General features: G+C 71.6%; 13 protein-coding genes and 1 pseudogene. 6 read left to right on the top strand and 8 right to left on the bottom strand.

What is annotated here, in order from left to right; translation table 11 throughout:
• The first annotated feature begins 16 nt into the window (after positions 1-16).
• Entirely contained in the window at positions 17-964 is a 948-nt protein-coding gene (locus tag AAFF41_RS11840; RefSeq protein ID WP_319744918.1) for an RluA family pseudouridine synthase, read from the top strand.
• A gap of 16 nt (positions 965-980) precedes the next feature.
• Here AAFF41_RS11840 and AAFF41_RS11845 read toward each other — a convergent pair whose 3' ends face one another.
• From AAFF41_RS11845 to AAFF41_RS11870, 6 genes are all read right to left on the bottom strand, one after another.
• A complete protein-coding gene (locus tag AAFF41_RS11845) occupies positions 981-2450 on the bottom strand; it encodes a cytochrome P450 (protein ID WP_319744916.1) in 1470 nt (489 codons plus the stop codon).
• A 102-nt stretch (positions 2451-2552) separates the two neighbouring features.
• The gene (locus AAFF41_RS11850) at positions 2553-3173 is read right to left on the bottom strand and encodes a GTP-binding protein (RefSeq protein ID WP_054231186.1); all 621 of its coding nucleotides are present in this window, start codon (positions 3171-3173) and stop codon (positions 2553-2555) included.
• On the bottom strand, positions 3154-3591 hold the full coding sequence (locus AAFF41_RS11855) for a DUF742 domain-containing protein (protein WP_054231185.1): 438 nt from the start codon (positions 3589-3591) through the stop codon (positions 3154-3156). The genes AAFF41_RS11850 and AAFF41_RS11855 overlap by 20 nt, the downstream gene beginning before the upstream one ends.
• Positions 3588-3995 carry a roadblock/LC7 domain-containing protein gene (locus tag AAFF41_RS11860; protein WP_054231184.1) on the bottom strand — a complete coding sequence of 136 codons (408 nt, stop codon included), beginning with the start codon at positions 3993-3995 and terminating at the stop codon, positions 3588-3590. Before AAFF41_RS11860 ends, AAFF41_RS11855 begins: the two co-directional genes overlap by 4 nt.
• Positions 3992-5593, bottom strand: a complete 1602-nt coding sequence (locus AAFF41_RS11865) for an ATP-binding protein (RefSeq protein WP_319744912.1) — start codon at positions 5591-5593, stop codon at positions 3992-3994. Before AAFF41_RS11865 ends, AAFF41_RS11860 begins: the two co-directional genes overlap by 4 nt.
• A gap of 290 nt (positions 5594-5883) precedes the next feature.
• A complete protein-coding gene (locus AAFF41_RS11870) occupies positions 5884-6510 on the bottom strand; it encodes a TetR/AcrR family transcriptional regulator (RefSeq protein WP_319744910.1) in 627 nt (208 codons plus the stop codon).
• Between the two features lie 329 nt (positions 6511-6839).
• On the opposite strand from AAFF41_RS11870, the gene AAFF41_RS11875 reads away from it, so the two are divergent.
• The 5 genes and pseudogenes from AAFF41_RS11875 (at position 6840) to AAFF41_RS11895 (ending at position 14575) form a co-directional block, all read left to right on the top strand.
• Complete coding sequence (locus AAFF41_RS11875; protein WP_060899896.1) at positions 6840-7664, top strand: urea amidolyase associated protein UAAP1; 825 nt, start codon at positions 6840-6842, stop codon at positions 7662-7664.
• Positions 7661-8266 carry an urea amidolyase associated protein UAAP2 gene (locus AAFF41_RS11880; RefSeq protein WP_097283982.1) on the top strand — a complete coding sequence of 202 codons (606 nt, stop codon included), beginning with the start codon at positions 7661-7663 and terminating at the stop codon, positions 8264-8266. The genes AAFF41_RS11875 and AAFF41_RS11880 overlap by 4 nt, the downstream gene beginning before the upstream one ends.
• Complete coding sequence (locus tag AAFF41_RS11885; RefSeq protein ID WP_343323938.1) at positions 8263-11778, top strand: 5-oxoprolinase/urea amidolyase family protein; 3516 nt, start codon at positions 8263-8265, stop codon at positions 11776-11778. Before AAFF41_RS11880 ends, AAFF41_RS11885 begins: the two co-directional genes overlap by 4 nt.
• Before the next feature lie 154 nt (positions 11779-11932).
• Positions 11933-13593, top strand: a pseudogene (gene atzF / locus AAFF41_RS11890) (allophanate hydrolase).
• A gap of 166 nt (positions 13594-13759) precedes the next feature.
• On the top strand, positions 13760-14575 hold the full coding sequence (locus AAFF41_RS11895; protein WP_343323939.1) for a hypothetical protein: 816 nt from the start codon (positions 13760-13762) through the stop codon (positions 14573-14575).
• A gap of 65 nt (positions 14576-14640) precedes the next feature.
• Here the strand turns inward: AAFF41_RS11895 and AAFF41_RS11900 are convergent, their stop codons facing one another.
• Together AAFF41_RS11900 and AAFF41_RS11905 are read right to left on the bottom strand one after the other, a co-directional pair.
• Positions 14641-17502 carry a DEAD/DEAH box helicase gene (locus AAFF41_RS11900; RefSeq protein WP_319744902.1) on the bottom strand — a complete coding sequence of 954 codons (2862 nt, stop codon included), beginning with the start codon at positions 17500-17502 and terminating at the stop codon, positions 14641-14643.
• A gap of 40 nt (positions 17503-17542) precedes the next feature.
• On the bottom strand, positions 17543-18433 hold the full coding sequence (locus AAFF41_RS11905; RefSeq protein WP_319744900.1) for a diacylglycerol kinase: 891 nt from the start codon (positions 18431-18433) through the stop codon (positions 17543-17545).
• Positions 18434-18450: the final 17 nt, after the last annotated feature.

Raw genomic sequence — 18450 nt, forward strand, 5'->3', positions numbered from 1 at the left:
TCGTACGCTTGACCAGGTGAGACGCAGACCCCGGATCCCGCCCTCCCCCCTGCCGCAGCGCGAGGGAGTCGACCCCGTGCGGATCAGGCTGCCGCGGGACGGGGGGTGGGCCACCGTGCGGGAGCATCTGGTGGAGCGGCTCGCGGCCGAGGCCGGGGTGATCGACGGGATGTTCGGGGACGGGCTGATCGTCGGCGCCGACGGGCGTCCGGTGGCGCCCGACGCGGCGTACGAGCCGGGGATGTTCGTGTGGTTCCACCGGGAGCTGCCCGACGAGGAACCGGTGCCGTTCGCCCTCGACGTGCTGTACCGCGACGAGCACATCGTCGTCGCCGACAAGCCGCACTTCCTCGCCACCACCCCGCGCGGGGGCCATGTCGCCGAGACCGCGCTGGCCCGGCTGCGGCGGGAGCTCGGCCTGCCGGCGATCGGCGCCGCGCACCGGCTGGACCGCCTCACCGCCGGGCTGGTGCTGTTCACCGTGCGGCCCGAGGAGCGCGGCGCCTACCAGACGCTGTTCCGCGACCGGCGGGTCCGCAAGGAGTACGAGGCGGTGGCCCCGTACGACACGGGGCTCGCGCTGCCCCGGACCCTCACCAGCCGGATCGTGAAGGAGCGCGGGGTGCTGGCCGCGCGCGAGGTGGCGGGCGAGCCGAACGCCCTCACGGAGGTCGAACTCACCGACCACCGCGACGGACTGGGGCGCTACCGCCTGCTGCCGCACACCGGGCAGACCCATCAACTGCGGGTGCACATGAACGCGTTGGGCGTGCCGATCCTCGGCGATCCGCTCTACCCGGTGGTGACCGGCCCCGTGCCGGCCGGTGACTTCCGGCGTCCGCTCCAACTGCTCGCGCGGGTACTGGAGTTCACCGATCCGGTCACGGGACGCGCGCACCGGTTCGTCAGTGGGCGAGCACTGCGGGCCTGGTCCTCGTACGACGAGTGGGCCCAGGGGGCGTGATCGCCGGCGGCCCGGCTCAGTAGCCCCGCCACCAGCGCAGGAAGCGCTGCCAGGCGCCGAGCCCGCGCACGGGTTCCGGTGTCGCCGGCAGGACGGGCGATGCCACGGGTGCCGGGGCGGGCGCCGCGGCCGGCTCGTCCGTCGTGACCTCCAGGCTCGGCCGCTGCCGCGGCACGGGATTCATGGAGGGCACGTCCTCGACGTCCTGGGGCGCCTGCGGCGCGAAGTACACCGGAAGCTCCACCAGGTGGCGCGAGGACATCGACGAGCGCCAGCGCAACTCGTCCTCGTCGCCCTCGAGTTCGACGTCGGGCAGCCGGATCAGCAGTGCCTCGACCCCGACGTCCGCGATGGCACGACCGATGTCCTGGCCCGGGCACTCGTGGGGGCCGCCGCCGAAGGCGAGGTGGGCGCGGTTGCCCATCATGTTGGCCTTGAGGTCGGGACGCACCTTGGGGTCGATGTTGCCCGGCGCGATCCCCAGGATCAGACCGTCGCCCCGGCGGATCTCCCGGCCGCCCAACTCCGTGTCCTGCTTGGCGAAATAGCCGAGGACCGCGCTGAACGGCGGCTCGTCCCACAGGGACTGCTCGACCGCCTGGGGCACCGTCATCTGCCCGCCGTTCAGCTGGGCACGGAAGCGCGGGTCAGTGAGCACCACGCGCAGCACGTTGGCGAGCAGGTTGGCCGTGGCCTCGTACGCGGCGAGCAGCACCAGGCGCAGATGCTGGGAGACCTCGTCGTCGGTGAGCTGGGCCGGGTGGTTGATCAGGACGCTGGTGAAGTCCCCGGTGGTCTCGACCCGGCGCCGGGCGGTGTGCCTGATCAGGATGTTCATGACGTACTCGTTGCTGGCGATCGCGGTCTCGGTGCCCCTGAGCAGGTCGCGGGTCGCCTGCACCAGCCGGTCGTCGTACTCGTCGGGCATGCCGAGGATCTCGCACAGCACGGCCATCGGCAGGTGCTCCGCGAACTGGCTGACCAGGTCGGCCCGGCCCTTCTCGCAGAACCGGTTGACGAGCAGCTGGGTCGCGCGGTTGATGTGCCGCCGGATGGTGCGGTGGTTGATGGTCGACATGGCACCGATGACCGCGCCGCGCAGCCGCAGGTGTTCGTCGCCCTCGGCGTGCGAACAGATGGGCTGCCAGGCGATGTGCGGCGCGAGGGGGTGGTCGGGGCCGGCCGTGCCGTCCTGGACGGCCTTCCACAGCCGGCTGTCCCGGGAGAAGTGTGTGGGGGTGCTCACCAGGTGCAGGTTCTCGGCGTGGCCGAGCACCACCCAGATCGGCACGTCGTTGTGGAGCAGGACGGGGGCGACCGCACCGTGCTCCTGACGGAGTTTCTCGTACAGGTCTCCCAGGTCGTCCGCCTCGGGGCCGTACAGCCGGTGCAGCCCGCCGGGACCGAGGCCGTGGGCGGGGCAGCCGGGCGGCGGGGCGAGCGTACGGTCGTCCGTACCGGCCGGGAAGTGGGATTCAGACGTCACGGTGATCGCTCCGAAACTGAAGTGGATCCGGTGTGTTGGGAGTGTCCGGGTTCTTGGGGACGGTCCGGTGTCTTGGGACGGGAGTGGCGGCCGCCGCGGGCATCAGGTGTGTGCCTGGCTCATCGTGAGCGAGTACAGGAAGTGCATCAGCGTCATCAGGACGTCCCGGCTGGAGGCCCGGCGGCGCGCGTCGCACTGCACGATCGGGATGTCCTCGGACAGGTCGAGCGCGGCGCGCAGGTCCTCGATGGGATAGCTGGGCGCGTCCGGGAAGGTGTTCATCGCGACGACGAAGGGAACACCGCGCTCCTCCAGACGGCCGATCACGTCGAAGCTGACTTCCAGCCGGCGGGTGTCGATCAGTACGACCGCGCCGAGCGCGCCTTCGAACAGGCCGTTCCACAGGAACCAGAAGCGCTCCTGGCCGGGGGTGCCGAAGAGGTAGAGCACCAGCCGTTCCGTGATGCTGATGCGGCCGAAGTCCATGGCGACGGTGGTCGCGGTCTTGGTCTCCGAGCCGTAGTTGTCGTCGATGCCGATGCCGGCCTGCGTCATGGTCTCCTCGGTGGTCAGCGGTTTGATCTCGCTGACGGCACCCACCATGGTCGTCTTGCCGACTCCGAACCCGCCCACGATCACGATTTTCACGGCGGCCTGCGCCGTGTGCGGCAGATGGTCCTCGGCGCGCGGGCCGGTGATCGTCTCAGAGCTTTTGAAGTCCATGCATCACCGCTTCGAGGAGGGAACGGTCGGGGAGCGCCGAGCGAACGATCGGGGCGCGTGCCTGTACCAGTTCGGCCGCCAGCAGCTCGGTGAGCAGGACGGTCACCACGCTGAACGGCAGATTGAGATAGGCCGAGAGCTCGGCCACGGACAGAGGGGCCTGGCAGAGCCGGAGCAGCGCCGACTGCTCCGGCTGGGTGGTGGGTGTCGGCGCGTCGGCGCGCGCCACGATCAAGGTGACCAGGTCCAGGTCGGCCCGCTCGCCCGCCTCGCCCCCACCGGTGAGCAGATACAGGCGCCCGGGATTCTTGGGGTCCTCTTCCTCACCGTCTTCCTCACCCTCTTGGGGAGGCCGCTCCCGGGGAGGCTCGGTGAACTCTTCCTTGGGGTATCGCCGTCGGCGTTGCGGAGGAGTCATACGGTCTGCCCGTTGCGCCTCGGCGGACTGGTCAGATGGGCGCCGATCCGGGCGACGAGGTCGCTCATGCGGTTGCTCATGAGGCCGGGCTCCGCGATCTGGTTGGCGAGGACAGCGAGATAGGCGTTGGCCCCGGCGGACATCAGGTAGAAGTAGCCTCCGTCGATCTCGATGAGGACCATCTTCATCGTGCCGTCGCTGCTGGGAACCTCGCTCGCGACCGCCGCGGCCAGGCTCTGCAGGCCCGCGCAGGCCGCGGCGACGCGGTCGGCGGCGTCCGGGTTGCCGCCGTAGCGTGCGATGCGCAGTCCGTCGGCGGAGAGCACCACGATCTGCTGGATGCCCGGTACTCCGTCAGCGAGATCCCTGAGCATCCAGTCGAAGTTGTCCCGCTGATGGATCACTTGAGGTCCCCCTCGTCGTCGGCCTCCGAGGCCGCCTGGTTCTTCCTGGTGAACGCGTTGGGGTCCGGGTCACGCTTGAGTCCCTCCCAGAACGCCTCGACCCAGTGCCCCGGTGGCTTCTCCTTCTCCTTCTCCTGCTTCTTCGGGGCGGCGGGCACAGTGCCCCAGGAGGGAGCCGCGGCGGCGGCGGCCGCTTCCTCGGCGGCGAGCCGGGCCGCCTCGGCGTACCGCTCCCTGAGCGGGATCTTGACCCGGCTGCGCCGCTGCGGCAGGCCGTTGGGCGTCCACTCGGTGACCAGGGGGGCGTCGTCGTCCCTGGACCCGTCGTCCTGCTCGGGGAGGCGGGGTCCGGTGGTCGGGCGACGCTTCTTCGGCTTGCGGTTGGGCCCCTCGACCCCGTCGGTGTCCATGGTCGCGGTGGAGTTCGCGCCGATGCCGTGGGCGAGGGAGGCTGCGGGGTCCTTGGTGAGCATGTTGCTCGGCACCACCACGACCGCGCGGACACCGCCGTACGCGGACTGGCGGAGCGCGATCGCCATGTCGTACATCTTGGAGAGCCGGCCGACGACGGAGATGCCGAGCCGCGGGGCCTCGCCGAGAACCTGGAGGTCGGTGCCGGCCGCGGCCTGCCGGAGCAGTTCCTCCATCTTGCCGCGGGCCTCGTCGCTGAAGCTGACGCCGGAGTCCTCGATCTCGATGGCGACACCGGTCTGCACCTTGAGGGCGGTCAGGTGCACCTTGCTGTTCGGCGGCGAATAGCGCGTCGCGTTGTCGAGGAGTTCGGCGACCGCGTGGATGACCGGTTCGACGTGGATGCCGTTGACGTTGACGTCGGCGATCGAGTGCAGCTCGATGCGCCGGTACTCGAGGATCCGGGACATCGCGCCGCGCATCACGCTGAACAACGGCACGGGCTTGGGCCAGTTGCGGCCCGGACGGCCGCCGCCGAGCACCGCGATGGAGTCGGCGAGGCGACCGATCAGCGCGGTGCCGTGGTCGATGCGGAGCAGGTCGTCGAAGACCTCGGGGTTACGCCCGTGGTCCTCCTCCATCTCGCGGAGTTCCTTGTTCTGCTGGTGGACGATCGCCTGGACGCGGCGGGCGATGTTGACGAAGGAGCGGTGCGAGGAGTCGAGCAGCAGCTTCTCGGTGTCCAGCAACTCCAGGACGGTGCCCAGCAGGTCCCGTTCCACCTCGGAGATCTGCGGCAGGCTGGGATCGTCGACGCCGAAGCGGTGCGCCACGGAGTCGGGGTTCATGCCGCGGTTCATGCGCCGGATCGCGGCGGGCAGGACTTCGTGGTGGAAGCGCACGATGTCCTGGTCGTGGGCGGCGATGCGCTGCTCCAGGTACGCCGTACGGCGGGCCAGTTCGGCGCGCACCGCACGGATGACGCGGCCACGGCGTACGGCTTCGGCGGCGACCGCGATCACCAGCAGCGTCGCGATGCCGCCACACCAGCCGACGGCGGCCCGGGCCGGGCCCGTCACCAAGGCGACGGCGGCCCCGGTCACCGCGGCCATCAGTATGGCCGGCGGCAACAGCACGCGCGCGTAGGGAAGTTCACGGCCACCGGGAGGCGATTGAACACTCACCATGTATGCCCTCTGAGACAAATCGGATGGGGTAGGGGGGAGTTCGTGGGGAAACTGCGTGGTCAAACCGCATCTTCGGAACTTTTGGGAACAAGCGCACGATTACATCTCAACTCGGTGCGCTGCGGGCGAGCTTAGTCCGACCGGATCATCGCCGTGTCATATTCAGCAACCGCCTGAAATCGCCCGCGCGGCAGGAGTACTCTCGGCCGTTTGCACGCTCAGGCTTCGTTCGCACACGATGAGTAGCGGCGTACGGGCATGCGAAAACCGCACCTCCACAGGGCGGTACGTCAGATTCCGGCGATCCGCAGCGCCGCGTCGGCGGTCGCTTCGGCGAAGGCGGACACGGGCCGCTCGGGGTCGGACCGGTGCACGAGGATCACCCCTTCGATGAGACCGAACAGCAGATCCGTCCGCAGGTCGAGTTCACTCTTGACGAGCGCGCCACCTGCCGTGGTCGCGGCCAGCAACTGCCGGTAGGTGTCCTTCAACTCGGCCCGTACGGCATGGAAGCCGGCGAAGCGCTCGGCGCGCACCTCGGGCAGCAGATACAGCCCGCCCAGGTTGTGCGGGCCTGCGCAGAGCAGCTCAACGTCGGTGCGGCACAGCTCCCACAGCCGGTTCTCGGGCGGGGTCGCGTCGTCGGCGAGGAGCTCCCGGGCGAAGGCGAGCGAGGGTGTGACGGTCGACTCCAGGAGCTCGGCGAGCAGCTCCTCCTTGCCGGAGACGTAGTGGTACATCGACGCCTGGCGCATGCCGGCCCGCTCGGCGACGGCACGGGTGGTCGTCGCGGCGTACCCGCGCGTCGTGAACAACTCGGCGGCGGCGTCGAGCAGTTCGTCCCGCGGCGACAGCCCACTGTCCGGCCGCTGCGCAGCCCGGGGCCGCCCGACCCGTCGCCCACCACCACTTCCCATGCGTTCGATCCTCGCACACGACACCGGACCCGAGCAGGACAAGGAACGGCCCGCCCACCCACCAGGGGTGCGAGGAACTGCGCGCCCAGCCACACACAACCCGCAACTCCAAACCCACAGCACACCCTCACAGGGGCGCGAGGAACCACGCACCCAGCCGCACCCGACCCACACCCTCAAACCCACGGAGCGCCCCGTACCGCCAAACCCGCGGAACGTCCGGTGAGGGGTCGGTAACCGTCCGGCAACACTCGGGACACGACCCCGACCCTCCCCGCCCCTAATTTCTGTCGAGCGACAGAAACCACCCAGGAGCCGGAGGACTCGCGATGGCGACAGCGACCACTTACGGAGCCCGTGCCCACGCCCGGGCGCAAGAGGGTTCCCGCACGGAGGCCATGCCCGTCGTCCCGGCGGGCGCCTGGCCCGCGCCGCCCTGCGAGGCGGGCCACCTGGTGTGGGCGGAGACGGTGGCCGCCGGCAACTACACGCACAAGGTGCTGGCCCGCGGCACGGAACTCAGGCTCACCGACCTCAGGGGCGACGCCTGCGCACACCTGCTCCTGTACGCCGCCGACCGCCCCTGGGAACGCCTGAACGTGGCGGACACGGTCAAGGTCCAGTGGAACGCCTACCTCGGCGAGGGGCAGCTGCTCCTCTCCGACCAGGGCCGCGTCCTCGCCTCCCTGGTCGCCGACACCTCCGGCCGCCACGACACGCTCTGCGGCACCTCCACCCTCGTACGCAACACCCAACGCTACGGCGACGGAACCCCGCAGTCCGCCTCCCCCGCCGGCCGCGAACTGTTCAAGCTGGCCGCCGCCAAGAACGGCCTCGAACCCCGCGACCTGCCCCCCTCGCTCTCCTTCTTCCAGGGAGTGGAGGTCCGTGACGACGGCTCGCTGGACTTCACCGGTTCGGCGGGCCCCGGCGGCAGCGTGACGCTCCGCGCCGAACAGGACGTGACCGTGCTGCTCGCGAACGTGCCGCACCCCGCCGACCCCCGTACGGAGTACGTCAGCACTCCCCTGGAGGTCCTCGCCTGGCGCGCGGCCGCGACCGCGCCCGGCGACCCGCTGTGGGAGGCCACACCCGAGGGCCGCCGCGCCTTCCTGAACACCGCCGAGTTCCTTGCCGCGAGGGGGATCGCATGAAGACCGTGGTTCCGGCCCGGGCCGCCTGGTCCGCCGTCGTCCGCACCGGAGAGACGCTCACCGTCACCGACCTGCACGGCAACCAGGCCGTCGACTTCCTGGTGTACGACGCCCACGACACGACCGTCCGCTACAGCGCGCCCGACACCATCCACGCGCAGGGCAACCTCTTCCTCACCACCGGCAGCGTGCTGATGTCCAACGAGCACACCCCGCTGATGACCGTGGTCGCGGACGAGGTCGGCCGGCACGACACGGTCGGCGGCGCCTGTTCCAAGGAGTCGAACACCCTGCGCTACGGCCACCACACCTGGTCCCAGCACGCCTGCGTGGACAACTTCCTCGCGGAGGGCGCCAAGTACGGCCTCGGCAAGCGCGATCTCGTCTCGAACATCAACTGGTACATGAACGTGCCGGTCGAGAAGGACGGCACCCTCGGCATCGTCGACGGCATCTCGGCCCCGGGGCTCACGCTGACCCTGCGCGCCGAGTGCGACGTCCTCGTGCTGGTCTCCAACTGCCCCCAGATCAACAACCCCTGCAACGGCTTCGAGCCGACCGCGGTGGAGATGACCATCGAGGCGAGCGGGGCGACGGGATGACCTTCGACACCCTGCTGGTCGCCAACCGCGGCGAGATCGCGGTACGGATCATCCGCACCGCCCGTGAACTCGGCCTGCGCACGGTCGCCGTGTACTCCGACGCCGACCGCTCCGCACCCCACGTCCGGCTCGCCGACGAGGCGGTACGGCTGGGGCCCGCGCCCGCGAAGGAGTCCTATCTCGACGCCGACCTCGTCCTGAACGCGGCCAAGGACACCGGGGCCGGGGCGATCCACCCCGGGTACGGCTTTCTGTCCGAGGACGCGGCCTTCGCGCGGCGTTGCGAGGACGCCGGGATCGTGTTCGTGGGTCCGACGCCGGAGCAGCTGGAGCTGTTCGGGGCGAAGCACACGGCGCGGGCGGCGGCGGAGGCGGCCGGGGTGCCGTTGGCGCCGGGCACGGGACTTCTCCCCGGTCTCACCGAGGCTCTGGAGGCGGCCGCCCGCATCGGCTATCCCGTCATGCTGAAGGCCACCGGCGGTGGCGGCGGCATCGGTATGTCGGCATGTCGCTCCGCCGATGAACTGACCGGGGCATGGGAGCGGGTACAGCGCGTCGCCGCCGCCTCCTTCGCCTCCGCCGGGGTCTTCCTGGAGCGGCTGGTGGAGCACGCCCGCCATGTCGAGGTGCAGGTCTTCGGCGACGGCCGGGGCCGGGTCGTCACCTTCGGGGACCGGGACTGCTCGCTCCAGCGCCGCAACCAGAAGGTGCTGGAGGAGGCTCCGGCACCGGGCCTGCCGTCCGCCGTTCGCACCCAACTCGCCGACGCGGCACGGGACTTGTGCGCCGCTGTCGGATACCGCTCGGCCGGAACCGTCGAGTTCGTCTACGACGCCGCCCGCGAGGAGGCCTACTTCCTGGAGGTCAACACCCGCCTCCAGGTGGAGCATCCGGTCACCGAGGAGATCTACGGCGTCGACCTCGTCGCCTGGATGCTGCGGCTCGCGCGCGGGGAGTCGGACGTCGTACGCGATCCGGGGGCGCCGCGCGGTCACGCCGTCGAGGCCCGGGTGTACGCCGAGGACCCCTCGCGCGACCACCGGCCGAGCGCGGGCCTGCTGACGCGGGTCGAGTTCCCCGGCGGCGTCCGCGTGGACGGCTGGGTGGAGACGGGCACCGAGGTGACCACGTCGTACGACCCGATGCTCGCGAAGGTCATCGCGTACGGCCCGGACCGGGCGCACGCGCTGGAACGCCTCGACGAGGCGCTGGCCAGGACCCGGTTGGACGGTATCGAGACGAACCTGGGGCTGGTGCGGGCCGCGCTCGCCGAACCGTCCTTCCTGCGGGCGACGCACTCGACGGCGACGCTGGCCGAGGTCGGCGATCCCACGCAGCGCGTCGAGGTCGTCTCCGGCGGGACCCTCACCACGGTCCAGGACTGGCCTGGCCGCACCGGCTACTGGCAGGTGGGTGTGCCCCCGTGCGGCCCGATGGACGACCTCTCCTTCCGGCTCGGCAACCGCGCCCTCGGCAACTACGAGGGGGCACCCGGTCTGGAGTGCACCCTCCAGGGGCCGACCCTGCGCTTCACCCATGCGACGACGGTGTGCGTCACGGGCGCACCGGCGCGGGTCACCGTGGACGGCGCGGCGGTCGCGCAGTGGGAACCGGTGACGGTACCGGCGGGGGCCCTGCTGGAGGTCGGCTCCCCCACCGAACACGGCCTGCGCACCTACGTGCTCTTCGCGGGCGGGGGCCTGGACGTACCGGCGTTCCTCGGCAGCGCGTCCACGTTCACGCTGGGCCGATTCGGCGGGCATGGAGGCCGCGCCCTGCGCACCGGCGACGTACTGCACGGCGGCTCGGCGACGGATCACGGGGTGCCGGTACCGGTCGGCGACCGCCCCGGGTTCTCCTCCGCCTGGCGGGTCGGCGCGCTCGAAGGCCCGCACGCCGCACCGGAGTTCTTCACCGAGGACGACATCCACGACTTCTACGCCGCCGACTGGAAGGTCCACTTCAACTCGGCGCGCACGGGCGTACGGCTGATCGGCCCGAAGCCCCGCTGGGCGCGCACCGACGGCGGCGAGGCGGGCCTGCACCCGTCCAACATCCACGACACGCCCTACTCGGTGGGCGCCGTCGACTACACCGGCGACATGCCGGTGCTGCTCGGCCCGGACGGCCCCTCGCTCGGCGGCTTCGTCTGTCCGGCGACGGTCGTCAGCACGGAACGCTGGAAGCTCGGCCAGTTCCGCCCCGGTGACACCGTGCGCTTCGCACCGCTGGCCGACGACGGCTCGCAGCGGCCCGCGATCGTCGACGGCGGGGTGCTCGCGCGGGACGGCGACGTGACGTACCGCCGCAGCGGAGACGACAACCTGCTCGTCGAATTCGGGCCCATGCAACTGGACCTGGCGCTGCGCATGCGGGTCCACGCGCTGATGGAATCCGTGGCCGAGGCCGCGCTCGACGGCGTCACGGACCTGACCCCCGGCATCCGCTCCCTGCAGATCCAGACGGACCCCGGCAGGCTTCCGCAGCACGAACTCCTCACCGCGGTACGGGAGATAGCCCGCACACTCCCGCCGAGCGACCAGCTGGTCGTCCCCTCCCGCACGGTGCACCTCCCCCTCTCCTGGGACGACCCCGCGACCCGCGAGGCGATCGCCCGCTACATGGCGGGCGTCCGCGACGACGCGCCCTGGTGCCCGTGGAACATCGAGTTCATCCGCCGCGTGAACGGCCTGGACTCGGTGGACGACGTGTACCGCACGGTGTTCGACGCGGAGTACCTCGTCCTGGGCCTGGGCGACGTCTACCTCGGCGCACCGGTGGCCACCCCGCTGGACCCGCGCCACCGCCTGGTGACCACCAAGTACAACCCGGCGCGCACCTGGACCGCCGAGAACTCGGTCGGCATCGGCGGCGCCTACCTCTGCGTCTACGGCATGGAGGGCCCCGGCGGCTACCAGTTCGTCGGCCGTACGACCCAGGTGTGGTCGGGGTGGCAGCAGCGCGGTGCGTTCGAGCCGGGCTCGCCCTGGCTGCTGCGCTTCTTCGACCGCATCAAGTGGTACGCCGTCGAGCCCGACGAACTCCTCGACCTGCGCGCCGACATCATCTCGGGCCGTTTCGTGCCCCGGATCGAGGAGGGCGTCTTCTCGCTGGCCGAGTACGAGGCCTTCCTCGCCACCCACTCCACGTCCATCGCGGAGTTCCGGGCCAGGCAGGGCGCCGCGTTCTCCGCCGAGCGGGACGCCTGGGAGGCGGCGGGCGAGTTCGACCGCGCGGACGCCGTGTCCGCACCCGCGGCGCCCACCGCCGAGGTGACCGTCCCCGCGGGCGGCCGTCTGATCGAGGCCGAGTTCGCGGCCTCCGTGTGGCAGCTGAACGTCAGGCCGGGCGACCGGGTGACGACCGGCCAGCCCCTGCTGGCGCTGGAGGCGATGAAGATGGAGTCCAGGGTGCCCGCCCCGATGGACGGAGTGGTCCAACAAGTCCTCACCAAGCCCGGCGCCCAGGTGGAAGCGGGCACAGCACTGGTGGTCCTGGCACCCGCCACCTGACAGCACGCGTGCGGCCTGTGGGCAGACGCCACACCCAGGCGATTCCAACGGCCACGTCGACCACCCGCCGTGGTCTGTGGGCAGGCGTTCCGCAGGGCGGAACGGGTGGGCACAGACCACCCACCGGCCGCACCCGAAGAACCAGGAGCAACCCATGTCCGTCCTGACCCGAGTCCACCTGGCCTACGCCCGCATCGAGGCAGTCGACCGCCCCGAGATCTGGATCGACCTACGCCCCCGGGCAGAGGTCGAGAAAGAAGCCCAGGCCATCGACGCCCGCCTCGCCGCAGGCGAACACCTCCCCCTCGCCGGCAAGCTCCTCGCCGCGAAGGGCAACATCGACGTGGCCGGCCTGAAGACCACCGCAGGCTGCCCGGCCTACGCGTACACCCCGGAGGGCGACGCCCCCGCGGTCGCCCGCCTCCGCACAGCCGGCGCACTCGTCCTCGGCACCACGAACCTCGACCAGTTCGCCACCGGCCTGGTCGGCACCCGCTCCCCGCACGGCGCCGTACGAGGCGCCCTGGACCCGGCCAGGATCAGCGGCGGCTCCAGCTCGGGATCGGCCGTGGCCGTGGCCCTCGGCATCGTCGACCTCGCCCTCGGCACCGACACGGCCGGCTCCGGACGCGTCCCCGCCGCCTTCAACGGCATCGTCGGCCTCAAGCCCACCCGCGGTCTGGTCCCGGCCACCGGTGTCGTCCCGGCCTGCGCCTCGCTCGACTGCGTGACCGTCTTCGCCCGCACGCTCCCGGAGGCCGAGCAGGCCCTCTCATACCTGGCGTCCCCCTCAGGACGCGAACTCCCCGCACTCCCCCAGCGGGCCCCCGGCCCCTGGCGCGTCGCCGTCCCCCGACGGCACAGCTCGGCGAACTCGACGAGGGCTGGGCGCAGGCGTACGAGGCCGCCGTGGAGCAGCTCGTCGCCGCCGGGGCCGAGGTGCGCACGCTCGACCTCACCCCGTTCACCGAGGCGGCGGCGATGCTCTACGAGGGCGCGTTCGTCGCCGAGCGCTACACGGCGGTGGGAAGCTTTGTCGACAAGTTGATCAGCGAGGGGGGTGCGGGTCTCGACCCGACCGTCGCCGGGATCATCACCCGCGCCCGGGACATCCCCGCCCACCAGCTCTTCGCCGACCAGGACCGGCTGGCGGCGCTGCGCACCCGGGCCCTCGCCGAACTCGGCGACGCGGACGCCCTGTTGCTGCCGACCGCACCCGGCCACCCCACGCTCGCGGAGGTCGCCGCCGACCCGCTCGGCGCCAACGCCCGGCTGGGCCGCTTCACCAACTCCACGAACCTCTTCGACCTGGCGGCGGTCGCCGTCCCGGCCGGTCTCACGCCCGCCGCACTGCCCTTCGGCGTGATGCTGATCGGCCCGGCGTTCACCGACGAACGCCTCGCCCGGATCGCCGCGCTGCTCCAGCCGGGCCTGCGGATCGCGGTGGTCGGCGCCCACCTGTCCGGCCAGCCGCTGAACCCCCAGCTCCTGTCCCTGGGCGCGGAGTGGGAACGTACGACCACGACGGCACCCGCCTACCGTCTGCACGCACTGTCCACCACCCCGCCCAAGCCGGGCCTGGTCCACGGAGGCGAGAGCGCCGGAGCCCGCATCGAGGCCGAGGTGTGGCGACTGCCCGCGGCGGGCCTCGGCCGGCTGCTCGCCGACCTGCCGCGACCGATGGCACTGGGCCGTGTCGAACTCGCCGACGGCACTCACGTGCCCGGCTTCCTGTGCGAGCCCGCGGCGCTCGAAGGCGCCGAGGACATCACGGAGTACGGCGGCTGGCGCGGCTACCTCCGGACCCGCGCCTGACCTCACGGCCGTGGTCGGGCCGGAAAGCCGACGAGTCACGATGCGGCAACGAGCAGCGCGAAAACGGAGCCGAACGTGCCCCGGGGCCGGGGCGTCACAGGCGTGGCACGAGCTTCGCGCCGCACCACTCGCCTTCCGTTCGTCAGCGCCGGCCCCCGGGGGACCCATGCAGTACAAGACCACCCGCACCGCCCGTCTGCTCGTCTCCCTCGCCCTCCTGAGCGCCGGAGCCGGTGCCGTCACGGGGTGCGGCAGCGAAAGGGCCGCCGGCAGCGGGGTGGAGGCCCCCGGCACCGGTCAGGAGCCGCGGGCGGAGAGCCGCGCCCGACAGGTCGCCGACGCCTGGGACGGGTCCGAGGCCGCGCGGCAGTGGCGCCGGGGCTACCACCCGATGGCGGACGCGGTCCAGCTGCCCGAGGGCGGCCCGCGCGACAAAGCCGACCAGCGGGCCTTCACCACCCAGAACTTCGTGCTGCGCGGCGGGAACGACGGCCCGCACCTGACCGTGACCGGGGTGAAGCCGGGCGAGATGACCCTGGCCACCAGCCGGGGCCCGGCGACCGTTCCGGCCTGGCTGTTCACCCTGGAGGGCTACGACACTCCGCTCACGCGCGCTGCCGTCCGCCCCCCGAAGCTCCCCGAGTCACCGATCGGGCCGAGCCGGGATGTCCCCGCCGGCACGCTGGTCCCGCTCGGCCGACTCGTCGAGGTGGCCGGCGACGGCCGGTCCGTCACGGTCCTGGCCGACCACGGGTCCTGCGACTCCGGGCCCGCCGTGCACGTACGGGAGACCCGGACCCGGGTGGTGCTGTCCGCGTCCGTCCTCGGCGCACGGAAGGGTCCCTGCACCGGTGAGACGATCCGCGCGAGGGTGACGGTGAGGCTGACACGCCCGCTCGGCGACCGAATCCTCCTGGACGCCCACACCGGCCGCCCTGTGCCGCATGAGGGGCCGCACGAGGCCTCACCGAGCTGGAGCTGACAAGAAGGCGCGCCGCCCCCGGCAGGGAGGCGGCGCGCCACGACCGACCGGGCCACCGGCTCGGCTCAGCCCACCGACGAGTAGGCGACCACTCCGCGCAGCAGGCCGTCGACCGCCTTACGCGCGTTCTTCGCGACCGTCGACCTCTCACCGCCGGAGACCGGCGCGGCGGCCGAGATCTGGCCCAGCACGTCGATGACCTGCTTGCACCAGCGGACGAAGTCACCGGCCGGCATCTCCGCCTCGCGCAACACCTCGTCGAGGCCCTTGCCGGAAGCCCACTCGTAGGCCGCCCAGGCGAAGCCGAGGTCCGGCTCGCGCTGGCCGACTCCCTCGGACTGGGTGATCCGGAAGTCCTCCTCCAGCGCGTCGAGACGGCCCCAGATGCGGACCATCTCACCGAGCGCCGCCTTGGCCCTGCCGGACGGCAGCTTCGGCGCCATCGCGTCGTCACCGACCCGCGACTCGTACACCAACGCCGAGACACAGGCCGCGAGTTCGGCCGGGTCGAGACCTTCCCATACCCCGGCGCGCAGGCATTCGCTGGCCAGCAGGTCGAGTTCGCCGTACAGCCGGGCGAGTCGTCTGCCGTGCTCCGTGGCCTCGTCGCCGCGCAGGTAGTCCAGCTCGGTGAGGAGGGCGACGATCCGGTCGAAGGTGCGGGCGATGGTGTTCGTCCGCCCCTCGATGCGGTTCTCCAACTGCTTGGTGTCGCGCAGCAGCCGGTGGTAGCGCTCGGCCCAACGGGCGTGATCCTCACGGTCGTTGCACCCGTGGCAGGGGTGGGCGCGGATCGCGGTGCGCAGCCGGGCGATCTCGCGGTCGTCGGCGGCCTCGGAACGGCGCTTGCGCAGCCGGTCGGGAACGATGTGCCCGGCCTTGGTGCGCAGCGCGGAGGCGAGGTCGCGACGCGACTGCGGGGAGCGCGGATTGAAGGACTTCGGGATACGCATCCGCTCCAGCGCCTCGACCGGCACCGGGAAGTCCATCGAGGCCAGTCGCTTCACCTGGCGCTCGGCGGTGAGGACCAGCGGGCGCGGTCCGTCGTGGTGCTCGAAGCCGCGGTGGCCGTTGGACCGGCCCGCGGGCAGCCCCGGGTCGAGGACCAGCGCCAGGCCCGCGAACTTGCCGGTCGGGACATGGATGATGTCGCCGGGCTTGAGCTTCTCCAGCGCCACGGCCGCCTCGGCGCGCCGCTGCGCCGCGCCCTGCTTGGCGAGCTCCGTCTCGCGGTCCTTGAGTTCGCGGCGCAGTCGCGCGTACTCGTCGAAGTCCCCGAGGTGGCAGGTCATGGACTCCTTGTAGCCCTCCAGACCCTCCTCGTTGCGCTGCACCTGCCGGGAGATCCCGACGACCGATTTGTCGGCCTGGAACTGCGCGAAGGACGTCTCCAGCAGCTCGCGCGAGCGGTGCCGGCCGAACTGCTCGACCAGGTTCACGGCCATGTTGTACGACGGCTTGAAGCTGGAGCGCAGCGGGTAGGTGCGGGTGCCCGCGAGTCCCGCCAGGTGGTCGGGGCTGAAGCCGCGCTGCCACAGCACGACGGCGTGGCCCTCGACATCGATGCCGCGCCGACCGGCACGCCCGGTGAGCTGGGTGTACTCGCCGGGTGTGATGTCGGCGTGCTGCTCGCCGTTCCACTTGACGAGCTTCTCCAACACCACCGAGCGGGCGGGCATGTTGATGCCCAGTGCCAGGGTCTCGGTCGCGAACACGGCCTTCACCAGGCCGCGTACGAAGAGTTCCTCGACGACTTCCTTGAACGTGGGCAGCATGCCCGCGTGGTGGGCCGCGATGCCGCGCTCCAGGCCCTCCAGCCACTCGTAGTAGCCCAGGACGTGCAGGTCCTCGGAGGGGATGGACGCGGTGCGCTCCTCGACGATCTCGCGGACCTTCGCGCGCGCCTCCTCGTCGTTCAGCCTGAGGCCCGCGTACAGGCACTGCTGGACGGCGGCCTCGCAGGCGGCGCGGCTGAAGATGAACGTGATCGCGGGCAGCAGGCCCTCGGCGTCGAGCCGTTCGATGACCTCGGGGCGGCCCGGTGTCCAGATCCGCGAGCGCTGCCGGCGCTCGCGCTCGCGGTCGGCCTCGCGCATGGCGCGGCCACGTCTGCGGTCCTGGAACGACGGACGGCTGGCCTCCATCCGGGCCAGGCGGGTGAGGTCGGGGTTGACCGCCTTCTTGTTGCCCTCGCCCTCCTCGAAGAGGTCGTACATCCGGCGCCCGGCCAGCACGTGCTGGAACAGCGGGACGGGCCGGTGCTCGGAGACGATCACCTCGGTGTGGCCGCGCACGGTGTCCAGCCAGTCGCCGAACTCCTCCGCGTTCGACACGGTCGCCGAGAGTGACACCAGGGTCACCGAATCGGGGAGGTGGATGATCACTTCCTCCCAGACGGCGCCACGGAAGCGGTCCGAGAGGTAGTGCACCTCGTCCATGACCACATAGCCGAGGCCGAGGAGGGTCTGGGAGCCCGCGTACAGCATGTTGCGCAGCACCTCGGTGGTCATGACGACCACCGGGGCATCGGAGTTGACGCTGTTGTCGCCGGTGAGCAGGCCGACCTTGGCCGCGCCGTAACGGCGGCACAGATCGGCGTACTTCTGGTTCGAGAGCGCCTTGATCGGCGTGGTGTAGAAGCACTTCTTGCCCTGCTGGAGGGCGAGGTGGACGGCGAACTCGCCGACGACCGTCTTCCCCGAGCCGGTGGGCGCGGCCACGAGCACACCCTTGCCCGCTTCGAGCGCCCGGCAGGCCTCGATCTGGTAGGGGTCGAGGCCGAAGTCGTACATCTCGCGGAAGGAGGCGAGCGCGGTGGCCTGCTCGACAGCGCGCTTCCGTGCTGCCGCATACCGCTCGGCCGGTGAGAGGTCCTCTGTCATCGTGCTTTCGAGACTACCGGCAGCCACTGACAACATGACGATCAATATCCGGATCTGTTTATCTCAAACCCCGGATTCCCGCAGCTCAGGGAATGGCCACACGCACCGCAGCGGGCACGCACTCCGCCGTGAGCGGCAGCGGCCCCAGCGGCTCCCCGTCCGCGTACGCGGTGACACCCTCTGCGACGAGCTCGACCTTGGCGGCCCGGTGCACGGTGACGACGGGGTGGTCGAGGTGGGTGCCGCGGTAGACCCTGGGGAACACCGTGAGCAGGGTCGTACGGCTGCACTCCCCGACGACCGTGACGTCGAACAGCCCGTCCTCCAGGTCGGCGCCCGCGCAGATCCTCATCCCGCCGCCGTACGACGATCCGTTGCCGACCGCCACGAGGGTCGCCGCGATCTCCCGGACCTCGCCGTCGTCCAGGGTGATCCGGTACGGGAGGGGCGTGAGGGCGGCCAGTTCGGCGAGCATGGCGAGGTCGTACTTGAAACGGCCGACCGGCCAGCGCATGCGATTGCCGCGATCGTTGACCCGGGAGTCGAAGCCGGAGGCGAGGACGGTGGCGAACCAGGTGCCGTTCACCCGGCCCAGGTCGACGTCGCGCAGCCGCGCCCCCTTGAGGGACTCGGCGATCAGCCGTCCCGCGGCCGCCGGGTCGCGCACCGGAAGCCCGAGGGCGCGGGCGAAGTCGTTCCCGGTGCCGGCGGCGACCAGGCCGAGCGGGGTGCGGGTGCCGGCGACGGCCTGGAGGGCGAGGTTCGCCATGCCGTCGCCCCCGACGGCTATGAGGGCGCCGGTGCCGCCCTCGACGGCCGCACGCGCGCGCGTGAGGGCGTCCTCGGCGTTCTCCCCGAGGACCGTACGGACGGAGAATCCCGCCGCCCGCAATGCGAAAGCGGCCGGCTGCGCCGCGTGGGCGCCCCGGCCGCGTCCCGCGGTGGGGTTGACGAAGAGGGTGATCTCGCTGGTCACGGCCCTGACCCTACGAG

Origin of the sequence: Streptomyces mirabilis (assembly GCF_039503195.1) — a bacterium.
Taxonomy (GTDB): domain Bacteria; phylum Actinomycetota; class Actinomycetes; order Streptomycetales; family Streptomycetaceae; genus Streptomyces; species Streptomyces mirabilis_D.

Coding starts and splice junctions, on each gene's coding strand:
- AAFF41_RS11875 (WP_060899896.1), top strand. CDS start 6,840: ATGGCGACAGCGACCACTTACGGAGCCCGTGCCCACGCCCGGGCGCAA.
- AAFF41_RS11855 (WP_054231185.1), bottom strand. CDS start 3,591: ATGACTCCTCCGCAACGCCGACGGCGATACCCCAAGGAAGAGTTCACC.
- AAFF41_RS11865 (WP_319744912.1), bottom strand. CDS start 5,593: ATGGTGAGTGTTCAATCGCCTCCCGGTGGCCGTGAACTTCCCTACGCG.
- AAFF41_RS11880 (WP_097283982.1), top strand. CDS start 7,661: ATGAAGACCGTGGTTCCGGCCCGGGCCGCCTGGTCCGCCGTCGTCCGC.
- AAFF41_RS11885 (WP_343323938.1), top strand. CDS start 8,263: ATGACCTTCGACACCCTGCTGGTCGCCAACCGCGGCGAGATCGCGGTA.
- AAFF41_RS11870 (WP_319744910.1), bottom strand. CDS start 6,510: ATGGGAAGTGGTGGTGGGCGACGGGTCGGGCGGCCCCGGGCTGCGCAG.
- AAFF41_RS11850 (WP_054231186.1), bottom strand. CDS start 3,173: ATGGACTTCAAAAGCTCTGAGACGATCACCGGCCCGCGCGCCGAGGAC.
- AAFF41_RS11895 (WP_343323939.1), top strand. CDS start 13,760: ATGCAGTACAAGACCACCCGCACCGCCCGTCTGCTCGTCTCCCTCGCC.